This is a genomic window from Bradyrhizobium sp. SOJA106, assembly GCF_059448745.1.
Window position 1 is genome coordinate 4,636,861 of the sequence record NZ_CM182549.1, and the last position, 15,952, is coordinate 4,652,812.

A 15,952-nucleotide genomic window follows, 5' to 3' on the forward strand; every position below is an offset into this window, starting at 1 on the left:
TGCGGAAAACCCTTTCTGAACGGGAAGTGCCCGAACCGCTCCGAAGCGCCGAACCTAGCCGCCTTGGGCGCGGCTCTCTCCCCGTCAAATGAGGCGGATAAGTGACGGGCTCGACGCTCTTGCGCGATTGCGTGCCTTCTTAACGTGGCCGACGAAAAGATCAATGCCGACAAGCGTCTTTGACCGCACTGAGGACCGGGCTTTGAGCCGTCCTTGGCCTGCGCCCGGGGAAAAACCCTGTGATAGGATTCAAGGCTACTGGTCCTCGAATCAACGTGTCCGCATGTTCATGTTCCAGCGCCTGCTCGAGGGCCCCGGTGTCCGCCTTTGCAGCCTCGCCTTCGCGCTCATCGTCAGCCTGTCGGCAAGCGGTGGGCGCGCCGAGGAAGCCCATGCCATCGCCATGCACGGCAAGCCCGCGATGCCGGCTGATTTCACCCACATGCCCTACACCAATCCCGATGCCCCCAAAGGCGGCCGGCTGACCTGGGGCATGCTCGGCACCTTCGACAGCCTCAATCCATTTATCGTGAAGGGATTGGCCGTGCAGCCGATCCGCGCCTACGTGGTCGAGAGCCTGATGGCGCGCGGCCAGGACGAGCCGTTCACGCTCTACGGCCTGCTCGCCAAAACCGTCGAGACCGACGACGAGCGCAGCTATGTCACGTTCCGTCTCGACCCACGCGCCCGCTTCTCCGACGGCAAGCCTGTGCAAGCCGAGGACGTGCTCTTCTCCTGGCAGCTGCTGCGCGACCATGGCCGTCCCAACCTGCGGCAATATTACGCCAAGGTCGCCAAGGCCGAGGCATCCGATCCCCGCACCGTCCGCTTCGACCTCACAGGTGCCAATGATCGCGAGCTGCCGCTGATCCTCGGCCTGATGCCGATCCTGCCGAAGCATGCCGTCGATGTCGCAAGCTTCGAGGAGACGACGCTGACCGGCCCGATCGCCTCGGGCCCATACCGCGTCGCGGCGGTGAAGCCGGGCGCCAGCGTCACGCTGACGCGCAATCCCGACTATTGGGGCCGCGACCTCCCCATCAATCGTGGGCTCTACAATTTCGACGAGATCAGGCTCGACTATTTTCGCGAGGCCAATGGCCAGTTCGAAGCCTTCAAACGCGGCCTTTACGATTTCCGCATCGAGCACGAGCCCCTGCGCTGGCACGACGGCTACGATTTTCCCGCCGCCAGAAGCGGCGAGGTGATCCGCGACACCGTCAAGCCGGGCCTGCCGCAGCCGTCCGAATTCCTCGTGTTCAACACGAGGCGGCCGATCTTCGCCGACATCCGCGTGCGCCGGGCGCTGACGCTTTTGTTCGATTTCGAGCTGGTCAACCGCAACTATTTCTTCAACCTCTATTCGCGCGCCGCCGGCTATTTCGCCGGCTCCGACCTCTCCGCCTATGGCCGACCTGCGGATGCGCGCGAGCGCGAGCTGCTCAGGCCGTTCGCCGCGCAGATCCCGCCCGACATCATGGACGGCAGCTACCGCCTGCCCGTCACCGACGGTTCGGGCCGCGACCGGAACACGCTGCGCGCTGCGCTGAAACTGTTGTCGGAGGCCGGCTGGGATCTCGACGGCACCGTGCTGCGCAACCGCGCGACGAAAGCCCCCTTCACCTTCGAGATGCTGGTGACGACCCGCGACCAGGAGCGCATCGCGCTCGCGTTCCAGCGCGACCTCAAGCGCGCCGGCATTGCGGGAAACGTGCGCACGGTCGATCCTGTGCAGTTCGACCAGCGCCGGCTCGCTTTCGAGTTCGACATGATCCAGAACCGCTGGGACCAGTCGCTCTCGCCCGGCAACGAGCAGTATTTCTATTGGGGCAGCACTGCAGCCGACAATCCGGGGACCCGCAACTACATGGGCGCCAGGGATCTCACCGTGGACGCCATGATCGCCGCGTTGCTGGAGGCCCGTGATCATACGGAATTCGTCGCGGCGGTGCGGGCGCTCGATCGCGCCCTGATCGCGGGCTTCTACACAATCCCCCTGTTCAGCGTATCCGAGCAATGGATCGCGCGCTGGAATCGGATAGAACGGCCCGAGGCCACCGCGCTGTCCGGCTATCTGCCGGAGACCTGGTGGTCGAAGGGGCCACCTTAGAGCCAGTCAAGCAAAGTGACGCCGTGAACCAGCCAGCCGTATCGCCGACGCTCGACACGCTGTTTCAGCGCACGCTGATGCGGCAGCCGCACACGCTCGCTCTGCTCGACCCCCTCAACAAGGCCCGCGTGACCGGTCACCAGCCGCGGCGCATGACCTATGCCGAGGCCGACACCGCGATCGAGGCGCTCTCGGCGCATTTCGTCGAATCGGGCCTGCCCGCCAATTCGGTCATCGCGATCCAGCTGCCCAATACGGTCGAGTTCGTCCTCACCGTCCTCGCCGCCCATCGCGCCGGGCTGGTCGTCGCCGTGCTGCCGCTGCTGTGGCGGCATGCGGAACTCACCGCGGCGCTGAACCGCACCGCGGCGCGCGCCATCGTCACCATGAGCAAGGTCGATGGCGCCAGCTATGCCGACTTCGCGATGCATGCTGCGGCCGAGGCTTTCTCGATCCGCCACGTCTGCGGCTTCGGTACCGACCTGCCCGAAGGCATGGCCTCGCTCGACGACGTGCTGGCCCGCCCGCCCGGCATGACGCGCGCGGTGATCCAGGACGGCCGCAAGGCGGCGATGATCTCGTTCGACGTCACCGCGGAAGGTTTCCGCCCGGTGCCGCGCCCGCATTTCAGCCTGATCGCCGGCGGCCTTGCGATGTCGCTGGAGGCCGACGTCAAGCAGCGCGCGACCGTGATGGCGACGTTCGCGCCGATGTCGTTCGCGGGCCTTGCCTCCTCGCTCGCGGTGTGGCTGCTCTCCGGCGGCACGCTGGCGCTGCATCATCCGTTCGAGAACGACGTGCTGGAGCAGCAGATCAACGAGCACAAATGCGAGGTGCTGATCGCGCCGGCGCAGCTCGCGCTGCGGTTAGGGGATTCCGATCTGGCGGCGCGGATGCCATCTTTGCGCAACGTCATCGGCCTCTGGCGCGCGCCCGAGCAGGTGGCGGCGAGCGATGCCTGGATCGCGCCGCATGCGCCGCTCACGGACGTCTATCTCTTCGGCGAGGCCGGGTTGTTCGGCGCCCGCCGCGGCGAGGACGGCATGCCGGTGCCGGTCATGCCGGGACCGCACGGCGCGCCGCGCGAGCAGTCCGGCTCCTCCATCGCCGGCGAGATCCTGCTGACGCCGAAGGGCACGCTCGGCCTGCGCGGGCCGATGGTGCCGACCGCGGCCTATGCCCCGCCGCAGCCGGTCGGCGAGACGCTGACGGCGCAGCCGCCGCGCGACTATGTCGATACCGGCTATGCGGCCCGGCTCGACCGTCAGAGCGGCGCGGTCTGCATCACCGCCCCGCCCTCGGGCATCATGGCGGTCGGCGGCTATCGCTTCCTCTCGAACGACCTCCAGGAATGGGCGCGCCGGCTCGGCCAGGGCGCCCTGCTCACCGCGCTGCCCGACCGCCTCTCCGGCCACCGGCTGGCAGGGAGAGCCCAGGACAATGCGAGGGCCCGCGAGGCGCTCAGCCAGCTCGGGCTTAACCCACTGATGGTCGAGGCTTTTCGCGATCGTTCCGGCCCGACTTGAGCACAGTTTCGACTGACACATTGACGCTGCATTAAGGCGGCCGGACTAGATTGCGCAGCATCTGTTGCGTGATCAGAGTCTTTTGATGTCCCAGGCGGGTCCGATCCTGTTTGTGTCCAATGTCGAGCGGCCACCCTTCATTGCGGCGCTGGACGAGTCCCGGCTGTTTCCCCTGGTCGACACCGACTGGGCCAGCGCGGCGCGCGCGGTCGAGCAGGTGCAGCCGGCCGCCGTGCTCGCGGCAATGCATGCCGGGCACGAGCCGCATCTGGCACCGCTTGCCAGGAAGATCGCGGGCCAATCGCCTTACCTGCCCTTCGTGGCGCTCGATGCGGCCGGCACATTGCCGCACAATGCCCTGCCCTTTTCCTCGCGCGGCGGCAATTCCGATCGCCTGATCGCGCGGCTGCGCGCCGCGCTGCGCGTGCGCACGCTTCATGCCACCGTGCTGCGCCGGCTGCCGGAAGCCAAGGTGTCGCTGCCAGAGGGCGATCCCGCGCGCGATGCCACCGTGCTGCTGATCGGCCGCGGCGCGGCTTACCCCGCGCTCTCCGTCGCGCTCGGCGAGCGCGTCGGCGTCGTCGGCGCGCTCTCGATCGAGGCTGCGGCCAAGCATCTCAACACCCGCGATCTCGACGGCGTCGTGCTGGCCGAAGGCTTTACGGCGCGCGTCACCGACGCCTTCCTCACGGTGCTCGCCGAGGACACCCGCTTCCGCAGCCTGCCCGTCGTCGTCACCGCGCATCAGCTGACGCAGAGCTACGATCTGCCCAATCTCGAGCTGATCCCGGGCGAGCCGGCCAAGATCGCCGCCAACGCGTTGCCCTTGATCCGCCAGCATGCGATGGAAGCGCAGCTGAGCCGCACGCTGCGCTCGATCGATGCCGGGGGTTGGCTCGACCCGCGCAGCGGCCTGCTCACCGTCGAAGCCTTTGCCCGCGATTTTGCCAAGGCGGCGGAGCAGGCGCTCGCCCGCGGCGGCGGCCTGTCGGTGGCGCGCTTCGCCTTCGACCCCGCAAATTCTCGCGCACAGTTGGATGCCGCGCGTATTCTAAGCCGGCTGATGCGGCAGATGGATTTTGGGGTGGCACAGAAGGACGGCTCGGTGATCGTGGTGTTCGCGGAGACGGACTTCCGTACCGCGCACATGATCGCCCGCCGCCTGTCGGCGGTGATGCGGCACACGTCCAACGGCAAGCACGAGATGCGCAGCGATCCCGTGGTAAGCGTGGACTCGCTGTCATCATCGGATACGGCACGGTCGCTGCTAGCCCGCCTGTCGGCCGACGCGTCGCGGGCGGCGTCGTAAAGTCTCGTGCCCCGGGCGCAGCGTAGGGTGGGCAAAGCGAAGCGTACCCACCAAATCCCTCGACTTCGAAAGAACGTGGGCACGGCGCAAGTGCGCCTTTGCCCACCCTACGGCACCTGTTGCTACGCCGCCTTCTTGCTCTCCGCGAGCTGCGCCAGCTGCCGCATGATCTCCGTGGTGCCGGCGAGGCGCTCTTCAGGCGTCTCCCAGTCCTGCAGGAACACGACCTTCATGTCGGGCCGCACCTTGGCGGCCTGGCCGTAGCTGCGGATGAAGGTCACGAGACGGTCGGGATAGGCGAAGGAATTGTCGCGGAAGACGATGACGGCGCCCTTCGGGCCGGCATCGATCTTCTCGACATTGGCCCTGCGGCAGAACGCCTTGATCGCGGCGACCTTGAACAGGTAGCGCACCTCATCCGGCAGCACGCCGAAGCGGTCGCGCATCTCGGCGCCAAAATTCTCGATCTCCTCCTCTGTGTCGAGATCGGCAAGACGCCGGTACAGCGACAGCCGGACCGAGAGATCGCCGACGTAGTCCTCCGGAATGAGCACGGGCATGCCGATGGTGATCTGCGGCGACCAGCGGTCGGCGGCGGGCTCGGCGACGCCGGCCTTGAGATTGACGATCGCCTCCTCCAACATCGATTGATAGAGCTCGAAGCCGACCTCCTTGATGTGGCCGGACTGCTCCTCGCCGAGCAGATTTCCGGCGCCGCGGATGTCGAGGTCGTGCGAGGCGAGCTGGAAGCCTGCACCCAGTGTCTCCAGCGACTGCAGCACGGTGAGCCGGCGCTCGGCCTGCGCCGTGATCTTCTGCTGCGCCGGCAGCGTAAACAGCGCATAGGCCCGCAGCTTGGAGCGGCCGACGCGGCCGCGGAGCTGGTAGAGCTGGGCGAGGCCGAACATGTCGGCACGGTGCACGATCAGGGTGTTGGCGTTGGGAATATCAAGGCCGGACTCGACGATCGTGGTCGACAAGAGGATGTCGAACTTGCCGTCGTAGAACGCGGTCATGATGTCCTCGATCACGGCGGGCGGCATCTGGCCGTGCGCGACCGCGACCTTCATCTCCGGCACGTTCTTGTCGAGGAAGTCCTTGACTTCAGCGAGGTCGTCGATGCGCGGCACGACATAGAACGCCTGGCCGCCGCGATAGCGCTCGCGCAGGAGCGCCTCCCGGATCATCAGGGGATCGTGCGGGGCGACGAAAGTGCGCACCGCGAGGCGGTCGACCGGAGGCGACGCGATGATCGAGAGCTCGCGCACGCCGGTGAGCGCCAGCTGCAAGGTACGCGGGATCGGCGTTGCCGACAGCGTCAGCACGTGGACTTCAGCGCGCAGGGCCTTCAGCCGCTCCTTGTGGCTGACGCCAAAGTGCTGCTCCTCGTCGACGATGAGCAGGCCGAGGTCGCGGAACTTGATCGCCTTGCCGAGCAGCGCGTGGGTGCCCACCACGATGTCGACCGAACCATCGGTGATGCCCTTCTTGACCTCGTTGAGCTGTTTTGCGGGAATCAGGCGCGAGGCTTGCGCGACATTGACCGGGAAGCCCTTGAAGCGCTCGCTGAACGTCCGGTAGTGCTGGCGCGCCAGGAGCGTTGTCGGCACCACGACCGCGACCTGCTTGCCGTCGAGCGCGACCGCGAAGGCGGCACGCAGCGCAACCTCGGTCTTGCCGAAGCCGACGTCGCCGCAGATCAGCCGGTCCATCGGACGGCCCTTTTCGAGATCCTTCAGCGTGGACTCGATGGCGCCGAGCTGGTCCTCGGTCTCGTCATAGGGGAAGCGCGCACAGAACTCGTCGTAGAGGCCCTGCTGCACCGGCAGCTTCGGCGCCTCGTGCAGCATGCGCTCGGCCGCGATCTTGATCAGCTCGCCCGCGATCTCGCGGATGCGGTTCTTCAGCTTCGCCTTCCGGGTCTGCCAGCCGGAGCCGCCGAGACGATCGAGCTCGACCGTGGTCTGATCTGAGCCGTAGCGCGACAACAGCTCGATGTTCTCGACCGGCAGGAACAGCTTGGTTTCGGCGGCATAGTGCAGCTCGAGACAGTCATGCGGCGCGCCGGCGACGTCGAGAGTCTGCAGGCCGATGAAGCGGCCGATGCCATGATCGACATGGACGACGATGTCGCCGGCGGTGAGGCTCGTCACCTCCGAGATGAAATTGTCGAGCTTGCGGCTCGCCTTGCGCGGCCGGACGAGACGGTCACCAAGGATGTCCTGCTCGCTGATGACAGCGATCTCGTCGGTCTCGAAACCGCTCTCCAGGCCGAGCACGGCCAGCATGGTCTCGTTGCGCGGGGTCGCCTGCACCGTGCGCCAGGAGTTGACGCTGGTGGTGTGGGCGAGCTTGTGGTCGCGCAGCATCGAGGTCATGCGGTCGCGCGAGCCTTCGGTCCACAACGCGATCACGACCTTCTTGCGCTGCGCCTGCAACGCCATCACGTGGCTGACAACGGATTCGAACACGTTGACCGTGGTGTCGTTGCGCTCCGGCGCGAAATCGCGGCCCTTGCGCGCGCCGGCGTCGACGACCGAAGTGCCATCGGTCGGGACGGAGAACGGCGTCAGCCGCGCCAGCGGGATGTCGGCGAGGCGTTTGCCCCACTCCTCCTCGGTCAGATAGAGCCGGTCGGGCGGCAGCGGCTTGTAGATCGCGCCGCCGCCGGGATGCTCCATCGCCTCGCGGCGCGCCTCGTAATAGTCGAGGATCTGCTTGAAGCGTTCGCGCACGGCGTCCTCGGCCTGCGGCTCGATCGCGATGGCTGCCCCTTGCAGATAGTCGAACAGCGTGTCCATCCGGTCCTGGAACAGCGGCAGCCAGTGCTCCATGCCGGGATGGCGGCGGCCTTCGCTGACCGCCTCGTACAGCGCATCGTCGCGCTCGGGCGCGCCGAACTCGGCGACATAGCCCATGCGGAAACGGCGGATCGTGTCGGTGACGAGCTGGAATTCCGAGACCGGCACGAGATCGAGCGAGCGCATGTCGAGCAGCGTGCGCTGGGTCTCGGCGTCGAAGGAGCGGATCGATTCCAGGCTGTCGCCGAAGAAATCGAACCGCACCGGCTGCTCGAGGCCGGCCGGAAACAGATCGAGGATACCGCCGCGCACCGCATATTCGCCGGGCTCGCGCACCGTCGAGGAACGGTTGTAGCCGTTGTGCTCGAGCCAGGCGACGATGCTGTCCATCGGTACGACATTGCCGGGCGCGACCGACAGCGCCTGCGCCGCGACCAGCTCGCGCGCGGGCACGCGCTGTACCACCGCATTCACCGTGGTCAGCACGATCAGCGGCTTGTCGCTGCCGGTGAGCGAGGCGAGCCGCGCCAGCGTGGTCAGGCGCTGTGCGAGAATGCCGCCATGCGGCGAGACGCGGTCATAGGGCTGGCAGTCCCACGCGGGGAAGGTCAGCACCGGCAGATCGGGCGCGAAGAATCTCAGCGCGCGCTCGAGCTGCTGCATTCGCGGCCCGTCGCGGCAGACCACCGCAAGGCTGACCGCGGGCTTTTTCGGCCGCGCCGCGATGGCCCGCGCCAGGTCGGAGACGACGAGGCCTTCCGCGCCTTCCGCGACATTGGCAAGCGTCACCGCGCGGCCGGGCGTGAGCAGCTCGGCCGGAGATTTCATGCCCTGTTTCATGCGCTGCCGTCCGCGATCGGGAACGCCTTGATGCGCGCGAAGATCGCGCCGGTGACGTCAGCTGGCAGCACCTTGTCACCGGTGATGGCGGCATAGAGATCGGGATCGCTGATCTCGAGCAGGGTCTCCAGGTCGGTGAGCTCGGCCTCGGACAGGTTGCCGATCTCGGCGTCCGCGAAGCGGCCGAGGATCAGGTCCATCTCGCGCGTGCCGCGGTGCCAGCAGCGGAACAGGAGCCGCTTGCGGCGGTCGTCCAGCCCGTTGCTCGATCGTGTCGTTCCCGTCATGTCTCAAATCCAGTGAAACGCAGAAAGCCCGGACGTGCCGGGCCGGGGTGATATAGCCACTCGAACCGGGCGTGTCAGCCCTTTGTTATTGCAATTGTTTGAGGACGGTCATTGCCGGGCTTGACCCGGCAATCCATCGTCCTTGAAAAGATGGATGCGCGGGTCAGGCCCGCGCATGACGAATGTTGCGAGAATGCGCCCCAGCCTGCTCAATCCGCTGTTTGCTCCCGTGACCAGCCTGCCCGGCGTCGGTCCGAAGCAGGACAAGCTGCTGCAGTATCTGCTCAGCCGGAACGAGACGCCGCGGCTGGTCGATCTGCTGCTGCATCTGCCGAGTCAGGTAATCGATCGCCGGGCCCGGCCGAAAATCCGCGACGCCGCCGTCGGAACCATGGTGACATTGGAGGTCACCGTCGACCGCCACCGCCCGCCTCCGCCGCGCAATTCACGCGCGCCGTATCTGGTCTATGCCAGCGACGACACCGGCGACGTCGTGCTGACGTTCTTCCGCGCCAAGCCCGGCTATGTCGAGAAGCTGCTGCCGATGGGCGAGAAGCGCTTCGTCTCCGGCACGCTGCAGATGTACGACGGAATCCCGCAGATCGTGCATCCCGATCGCGTGCTCGACGAGGAGGCGATCTCCAAACTTTCCGGCATCGATCCGGTCTATCCGCTGACCGAGGGCCTCGCGCTCGGCTCGCTCCGCCGCGCGATCGCGCAGGCGCTGCAGAAGCTCCCTGCCTTGCCGGAGTGGATCAGCCCGGAGGTGATGCGTCGCTGCAATTTCCCGCCTGTTAACGAAGCGCTCAATCGCGTGCATCAGCCGGTCGAGCTGACGGACATCTTGCCGGATCAGCGCTTCTGGTCCCGCCTCGCCTTCGACGAGCTGCTTGCCGGCCAGCTCGCCCTTGCGCTGATCCGCGCGCAATTGCGCCGGCCCGCCGGCGCGCGCAATGCCGGCGACGGCCACCTGCGCAACAAGATCATCGACGCCCTTCCTTACTCGCTTACGCCCTCCCAGCGCAGCGCCGCGGCCGCCATTGCCGAGGACCTGAAGCAGCCGGTGCGCATGCTGCGCCTGCTCCAGGGCGATGTCGGCTCCGGCAAGACCGTGGTGGCGCTGCTGGCGGCCGCGGCTGTCGTCGAGGTCGGCAAGCAGGCCGCGCTGATGGCCCCGACCGAAATCCTGGCGCGCCAGCACATCAAGACGATCGCGCCGCTCGCCGAACGCGCGGGCATGCGCGTCGCGATTCTCACCGGCCGGGAGAAGGGTAAGGAGCGGCGCGAGATCATCACCCAGCTTGCCGAAGGCGAGATCGACCTGCTCGTCGGCACCCATGCGCTGATCCAGGACGATATTGTCTTCAGGGATCTCGCGCTCGCCATCGTCGACGAGCAGCACCGCTTTGGCGTGCGCGAGCGGCTCGCGTTGACGTCCAAGGGCGAAGCCGTCGACGTGCTGGTGCTGAGCGCCACTCCGATCCCGCGCACGCTGGTGCTGACCTATTTCGGCGACATGGACATCAGCGAGCTGCGCGAAAAGCCGGCCGGCCGGCAGCCGATCGACACCCGCGCGGTGCCGATGAGCCGGATCAGCGAGGTGATGGAGGGTGTCGGCCGCGCGCTCGAATCCGGCAAGCTGGTCTACTGGATCTGCCCCTTGGTCGAGGAATCCGAGGCCGAGGGCACCGCGCACCTGACGAACGCGACCAAGCGCTTCGAGAGCCTGCAAAAGCGCTTCGGCGACCGTGTCGGGCTCGTCCACGGCCAGATGAAAGGCACCGAGAAAGACCGCGTCATGGGCCAGTTCGCTGCCCACGAGATCGGCCTTCTGGTCGCGACCACCGTCGTCGAGGTGGGCGTCGACGTGCCCGCGGCGACCATCATGGTGATCGAGAACGCCGAACGCTTCGGCCTCGCCCAGTTGCACCAGCTGCGCGGCCGCATCGGCCGCGGCTCGGAGGCCTCGACCTGTATCCTGCTCTACGGCGAGCCGCTCGGCGAGATGTCCAAGGCGCGTCTCAAGGTGATCCGCGAAACCACCGACGGCTTCCGCATCGCCGAGGAGGATCTGAAGCTGCGCGGCGAAGGCGACGTGCTGGGCGTGCGCCAGAGCGGCCTGCCCGGCTATCGCATCGCGCGCTCGGAGGTGCACGGCCAGCTCATCACCCAGGCGAGAGACGAAGCGCTTCGCATTCTCAAGGACGATCCCAAGCTGAAGGGCGAGCGCGGCGAGGCGCTGCGCTGCCTCCTGTATCTCTACGAGCGGGACGAGGCGATCCCGCTGATCGGAGCGGGCTAGCTGGAGCGCCGCCGCAAAGATCGTGACAGACGGGCTCGCGCCGTCTCCGTCCTTGCGAGCGCAGCGAAGTCAGGCCGCGAATTCGCTCGATGACTTGCGAGGCAATAAAGCAGACCTGGAAGGCCCGACCTTTCCGAGATGCAGATTTCGTGAAATCTTCCCGCGATGCGCCGGATCATCGTCGTTGGTTCCCAGGGAAGCGGAAAGACGAGCTTCGCCCTGAAGCTCGGGCGAAAGCTTGGGCTGCCGGTGGTGCATCTCGACGTGCTGTACTGGCGGCCGGGCTGGAAGCCGTCGGACAAGGCCAGCTTTCGCACGCGCGTCGCGGATGCAATCGCGACTGACGCGTGGGTCGTCGACGGTAGTTTCTCGGGCCTGGCGTTCGATCTCACGATCGCGCGCGCCGATGTTCTGGTCGTGATCGACCGCCCGCGCTGGCTCTGCCAGTGGCGCATTCTCTGGCGGTCCGCGTTCGATCGCGACAAGACCCGGCCTGATTTACCGGAAGGGTGTCCGGAACAGTTCGACTGGAAACTGATGAAGGAAGCGTGGCGCTACGATGTCGAGCGCGTGCCGGTCATCGAGGCCGAGCGCATGCAATACGGTCCTGATGTCCCGGTCGTGCGCCTGAGGCGCGACCGGGACATCCAGGGCTTTCTGGAGTCCGTCTCGGTGCACGGCGAGTAAAGCCGGCGAATCAGGATTTCTTCTGGGCAACACGCGCGGCAAACGCCTTCAGCAATTCCGCATCAACCGCCTCGCCATTCGCGTCTGCGGCGAGATGCTCGAACCAGCGCGCAAAGCCCTCGTAGATCTGGCTCGCCGGATGGTCGGCTCCGAGGAAGCCGGAAATCTCCCGCATCTCCGCGACCCAGCGATAGGCTTTCGGAATCATGTCCGGCAATGCGATTTCGAGCCGGGCCAGGATCGCGGGCTGGCTCAGCGCGATTTCGTCGCGCAGCGCCTCGGCCGCGCCCGCTTTCGTCGCCGCAATCACCATGGCCGAGCCGATGCCGGCGAGGCCCTTGACGATTCCGGCATAGGACATTTTCAGCGCCGACGCCGCGCCGACCGGGCCCTCGACGATCCGCACATCGAGACCGAGATCCTTGAGCACAGCCAATTCGCCGGCGCACTCGCCGGACATGTAGAAGGCCGGGCTCTTGCCGCCGGGCTGCGGCGGGAAGCCGATGATGCCGCCATCGACGAAGCGCGCCTGCGCCGAGCCGATGATCTCCTCGATCCTTTGCACGGTATCGACATTCACGGCGTTGCAGTCGACCACGACCGGCTTCTTCTCACGCCGCACGATCAGCGCGGCCAGCCGCTCTGCCAGAGCGACCGCCTCGCCCGGGGGCACGATCGACAGGATGATGTCGGCGTCCGCAATGGCATCGTCCTCGGCGCCGATCATGCCGGCGTCAGCCGCGCGTTTCAGCGTTGCTTCGCTGCGTCCCTTCAACGACGTCAGCACGCGCGCGCCGTGCTCGCTGAGGCGGCGGGCTACGGCGCTGCCCATGGCACCGGGGGCGAGGATCGCAATGGTTTTGGACATCGTGCACTCCAGGTCGAATTCCGAGCGAGGCGCTCAGATCGATTGGAGCATAACAGAGGATGCGAATGCCCGCGTGAACGCGGCCATCCCGCGCGGGAATGGCCCTACTCCGCCTTCGCAGGCTCCGGCTGGAGCGAGGCGTTGGCAATGCGCGCCGCATTCGCCATGCCCGCGAGCGCGGCGGCCTTCTTCGGATCGGGCGCCGAGCCCGGCTGCACCACACCGGCCGACATGATCAGCGTCGCGGCGTCTTCGGCGCTGAGATCCACCTCGATGATCTTGCTCTTCGGCACATAGAAGAAGAACCCGGTGGTCGGGTTCGGCGAGCACGGCAGAAATACCGAGACATGCTCCTCTTGCCCCGGCAGGTTGCGCGAAATGTCCTCGTTCGGTGATTGCGAGATCAGCACGATCGACCACATGCCCGGTGAGGGAAACTCGACAAGGCCCACTTTCCGGAAGCTCGAGCCCTTGCCCGAGAACAGCGTCTCGAACACCTGCTTCAGGCCGCGATAGATCGCGCGCACCGCCGGGATCCGGCCGAGAAAGGTCTCGCCGACATCGACCAGCGTCCGCCCGATCAGATTGGCTGCAAGGAAGCCGACCAGCGTCAGCGTGAAGAATGCGACAATCAGTCCCCAGCCTGGCACGCCGTAAGGCAGATACGTTTCGGGACGATAGGCCAGCGGGACGAACGGCCGCACCACGCCGTCGACCCAGGTCACGAACCACCAGACCAGATAGAGCGTAATCGCGATCGGCCCCGTCACCACGAGGCCGGTCAGGAAATAGTTGCGGAAGCGGCCCATCAGGCCGGTATGCGGTTCCGGCAGGGCATCAAGAGGCGCAGGCGCGTCGTCGCGGGTGGTCATTCGGGTTCCAGGTCGGTCGCAGCACACAAGCTAGGGGCTTCTAGCAGGTTTTGGAAGAGCGCGGCCTGGTCCGTTCTGCCTATTCCACCGTCACCGATTTCGCGAGGTTGCGCGGCTGGTCAACATCGGTCCCCATCACCACCGCGGTATGGTAGGCGAGCAGCTGCACGGGAACGGAATAGACCATCGGCGTGAACGCCGCGGCCATATCCGGCATCACGATGGTGACGAGCGAATCCACCGTCGCCTCCGCGGCGCCCTTGGCGTCGGTCATCAGGATGATGTTGCCGCCGCGAGCGGCGACCTCCTGCATGTTGGAGACGGTCTTCTCGAACACGCGGTCATAGGGCGCGATGACGACGACGGGCATGGTCTCGTCGATCAGCGCGATCGGCCCGTGCTTGAGCTCGCCGGCGGCATATCCCTCGGCGTGGATGTAGGAGATCTCCTTCAGCTTCAGCGCACCTTCGAGCGCAAGCGGGAAGCTGGTGCCGCGCCCGAGATAGAGCACGTCGCGGGATTTTGCGATCCGGTGCGCGAGCTTCTCGATCTGAGGCTCGGTGGTGAGCGCATCCGCCATCAGGCGCGGGATCTCGACGAGGCCATGGACGAGCTTGATCTCGTCCTCCTCGGACAGCTCGCCGCGAGCCTTGCCTGCGGCAATTGCAAGGTTTGCCAGCACCATGAGCTGGCAGGTGAAGGCCTTGGTCGAGGCGACGCCAATCTCGGGTCCCGCGAGCGTTTGCAGCACGGTCTCGCTCTCGCGCGCGATCGTGGAGGTCGGCACGTTGACGACAGCAACCGTATGCACGCCCTCGGCCTTCGCATAGCGCAGCGCCGCCAGCGTGTCGGCGGTCTCGCCCGATTGCGAGATGAAGATGGCGAGATCGCCCTTGCGCAGCGGCGCCTCGCGGTAGCGGAATTCGGAGGCGACATCGACCTCCACCGGCACGCGCGCAAACCGCTCGAACCAGTATTTGGCGACGAAGCCGGCATAGCTCGCGGTGCCGCACGCGGTGATGTTGATGCGCTGGATGGTCTTGAAGTCGAACGGCAGCGTGACCGGCAGAGCGACGCGCTCGGTCGCCATGTCGACGTAGCGCGCGAGCGTATGGCCGACCACTTCCGGCTGCTCGTGGATCTCCTTCGCCATGAAGTGGCGGTAATTGGCCTTGTCGACCAGCGAGGTCGAGGCGGCGTGCTTGATCTTCTCGCGCTGGACGGCGTTTCCGTCCTTGTCGAAGATCGTCGCGCTCTTGCGGGTCAGCACGACCCAGTCGCCGTCCTCGAGATAGCTGATCGTGTCGGTGAACGGGCCGAGCGCAATGGCATCGGAGCCGAGATACATCTCGCCGTCGCCAAAGCCGATCGCAAGCGGCGGGCCGTTGCGGGCGCCGATCATGAGGTCGTCGTCGCCGGCGAAGATGAAGCCGAGCGCGAAGGCGCCGCGCAGACGCGCCAGCGTCAGCTTCACCGCTTCCACCGGCTTGTTGCCGCGGGTCAAGAGGTCGTCGACGAGATGCAGCACGATCTCGGTGTCGGTTTCGGTGTGGAATACCGTGCCCTTGGCCTCGAGTTCCTCGCGCAGCTCGCGGAAATTCTCGATGATGCCGTTGTGGACGACCGCGACGCGCTCGGTCGCGTGCGGGTGGGCATTGTTGACCGTCGGCTTGCCGTGGGTGGCCCAGCGCGTGTGCCCGATGCCGGTCGTGCCCTTCAGCGGCTCGGCTTCCAGCCGCTTCTCCAGATTCTTCAGCTTGCCCTCGGCGCGGCGGCGCTCCAGATGCTTGCCTTCGAGCGTCGCGACGCCCGCGGAGTCATAACCGCGATATTCGAGACGTTTGAGCGAATCCACCAATTGCTCTGCAACCGGCTCGCGCCCGAGAATGCCGACAATCCCGCACATGCGGATCACTATCCCCCAAAACGTCGAAAAATAGCCTAAACGACGCGCCCGTTTTCTAGCGAAGTTCCTAAGGAACCAGATACTCAATAATTATGACGGATTGCGACAGCAGCCGATGACGGCGCGCCCTCCGCCTGCGTCGATGTGGCCGGCCTTTAACCGCGCGCGTTAACTCCTTGTCAACAAGTTTGACCAACGATTCCGGTCAGGAGAACAAGGTCATGAAAGGCTCGTCCGACCGCAAGGGTCTGTCGTCGATGTATCTGCGTGCCAGCGAAACCTCGGGCACGCACCTTGCGCATTGGCCGCCGCCCATGCGCGGCAAGGAAAGCAAGCCCGTCTTCGTCAAGCATGTGCAAGGCGAGCCGGCCAAGCGCGCCAAGCCGCGCGGCTGGCGCCTGACCCGCGCGATCTTCTCCGAATTCGCCGACGACGAATAGCGGT

General features: G+C 66.3%; 11 protein-coding genes. 6 read left to right on the plus strand and 5 right to left on the minus strand.

Going from position 1 to position 15,952, the window contains the following annotated elements; translation table 11 throughout:
- Positions 1-283 precede the first annotated feature (283 nt).
- The 3 genes from AC5V87_RS21430 (at position 284) to AC5V87_RS21440 (ending at position 4,945) form a co-directional block, all read left to right on the plus strand.
- The gene (locus AC5V87_RS21430; RefSeq protein WP_456838398.1) at positions 284-2,110 is read left to right on the plus strand and encodes an extracellular solute-binding protein; all 1,827 of its coding nucleotides are present in this window, start codon (positions 284-286) and stop codon (positions 2,108-2,110) included.
- A gap of 23 nt (positions 2,111-2,133) precedes the next feature.
- Positions 2,134-3,636 (plus strand): AMP-binding protein, encoded by a 1,503-nt coding sequence (locus tag AC5V87_RS21435; protein ID WP_456838397.1) that lies wholly within the window; start codon positions 2,134-2,136, stop codon positions 3,634-3,636.
- 85 nt (positions 3,637-3,721) lie between these two features.
- Positions 3,722-4,945: a GGDEF domain-containing protein gene (locus AC5V87_RS21440; RefSeq protein WP_456838396.1), complete on the plus strand. Its 1,224-nt coding sequence runs from the start codon at positions 3,722-3,724 to the stop codon at positions 4,943-4,945.
- Between the two features lie 122 nt (positions 4,946-5,067).
- Here AC5V87_RS21440 and mfd read toward each other — a convergent pair whose 3' ends face one another.
- Positions 5,068-8,586, minus strand: coding sequence for a transcription-repair coupling factor (gene mfd / locus AC5V87_RS21445; RefSeq protein WP_456838395.1), 3,519 nt, complete (start codon positions 8,584-8,586; stop codon positions 5,068-5,070).
- The gene (locus AC5V87_RS21450; protein WP_456838394.1) at positions 8,583-8,873 is read right to left on the minus strand and encodes an FAD assembly factor SdhE; all 291 of its coding nucleotides are present in this window, start codon (positions 8,871-8,873) and stop codon (positions 8,583-8,585) included. Before AC5V87_RS21450 ends, mfd begins: the two co-directional genes overlap by 4 nt.
- A gap of 193 nt (positions 8,874-9,066) precedes the next feature.
- Between AC5V87_RS21450 and recG the strand changes: the two genes are divergently transcribed.
- Together recG and AC5V87_RS21460 are read left to right on the plus strand one after the other, a co-directional pair.
- The gene (recG, locus tag AC5V87_RS21455; RefSeq protein ID WP_456838393.1) at positions 9,067-11,175 is read left to right on the plus strand and encodes an ATP-dependent DNA helicase RecG; all 2,109 of its coding nucleotides are present in this window, start codon (positions 9,067-9,069) and stop codon (positions 11,173-11,175) included.
- Positions 11,176-11,340: 165 nt separating this feature from the next.
- Positions 11,341-11,862 (plus strand): P-loop NTPase family protein, encoded by a 522-nt coding sequence (locus tag AC5V87_RS21460; RefSeq protein ID WP_456838392.1) that lies wholly within the window; start codon positions 11,341-11,343, stop codon positions 11,860-11,862.
- Positions 11,863-11,872: 10 nt separating this feature from the next.
- On the opposite strand, the gene AC5V87_RS21465 is transcribed toward AC5V87_RS21460, so the two are convergent.
- The 3 genes from AC5V87_RS21465 to glmS form a co-directional block, all read right to left on the minus strand.
- Positions 11,873-12,730 (minus strand): NAD(P)-dependent oxidoreductase, encoded by an 858-nt coding sequence (locus AC5V87_RS21465; protein ID WP_495367695.1) that lies wholly within the window; start codon positions 12,728-12,730, stop codon positions 11,873-11,875.
- 104 nt (positions 12,731-12,834) lie between these two features.
- Positions 12,835-13,602: a DUF502 domain-containing protein gene (locus tag AC5V87_RS21470; protein WP_456838390.1), complete on the minus strand. Its 768-nt coding sequence runs from the start codon at positions 13,600-13,602 to the stop codon at positions 12,835-12,837.
- 79 nt (positions 13,603-13,681) lie between these two features.
- Positions 13,682-15,508, minus strand: coding sequence for a glutamine--fructose-6-phosphate transaminase (isomerizing) (gene glmS / locus AC5V87_RS21475; RefSeq protein WP_495367696.1), 1,827 nt, complete (start codon positions 15,506-15,508; stop codon positions 13,682-13,684).
- 221 nt (positions 15,509-15,729) lie between these two features.
- Here glmS and AC5V87_RS21480 point away from each other — a divergent pair, with 221 nt between their 5' ends.
- A complete protein-coding gene (locus AC5V87_RS21480) occupies positions 15,730-15,948 on the plus strand; it encodes a hypothetical protein (protein WP_027559236.1) in 219 nt (72 codons plus the stop codon).
- The last annotated feature ends 4 nt before the right edge of the window (positions 15,949-15,952 follow it).

Coding starts and splice junctions, on each gene's coding strand:
- AC5V87_RS21465 (WP_495367695.1), bottom strand. CDS start 12,730: ATGTCCAAAACCATTGCGATCCTCGCCCCCGGTGCCATGGGCAGCGCC.
- AC5V87_RS21470 (WP_456838390.1), bottom strand. CDS start 13,602: ATGACCACCCGCGACGACGCGCCTGCGCCTCTTGATGCCCTGCCGGAA.
- recG (WP_456838393.1), top strand. CDS start 9,067: ATGCGCCCCAGCCTGCTCAATCCGCTGTTTGCTCCCGTGACCAGCCTG.
- glmS (WP_495367696.1), bottom strand. CDS start 15,508: ATGTGCGGGATTGTCGGCATTCTCGGGCGCGAGCCGGTTGCAGAGCAA.
- mfd (WP_456838395.1), bottom strand. CDS start 8,586: ATGAAACAGGGCATGAAATCTCCGGCCGAGCTGCTCACGCCCGGCCGC.
- AC5V87_RS21480 (WP_027559236.1), top strand. CDS start 15,730: ATGAAAGGCTCGTCCGACCGCAAGGGTCTGTCGTCGATGTATCTGCGT.
- AC5V87_RS21430 (WP_456838398.1), top strand. CDS start 284: ATGTTCATGTTCCAGCGCCTGCTCGAGGGCCCCGGTGTCCGCCTTTGC.
- AC5V87_RS21440 (WP_456838396.1), top strand. CDS start 3,722: ATGTCCCAGGCGGGTCCGATCCTGTTTGTGTCCAATGTCGAGCGGCCA.
- AC5V87_RS21460 (WP_456838392.1), top strand. CDS start 11,341: ATGCGCCGGATCATCGTCGTTGGTTCCCAGGGAAGCGGAAAGACGAGC.
- AC5V87_RS21450 (WP_456838394.1), bottom strand. CDS start 8,873: ATGACGGGAACGACACGATCGAGCAACGGGCTGGACGACCGCCGCAAG.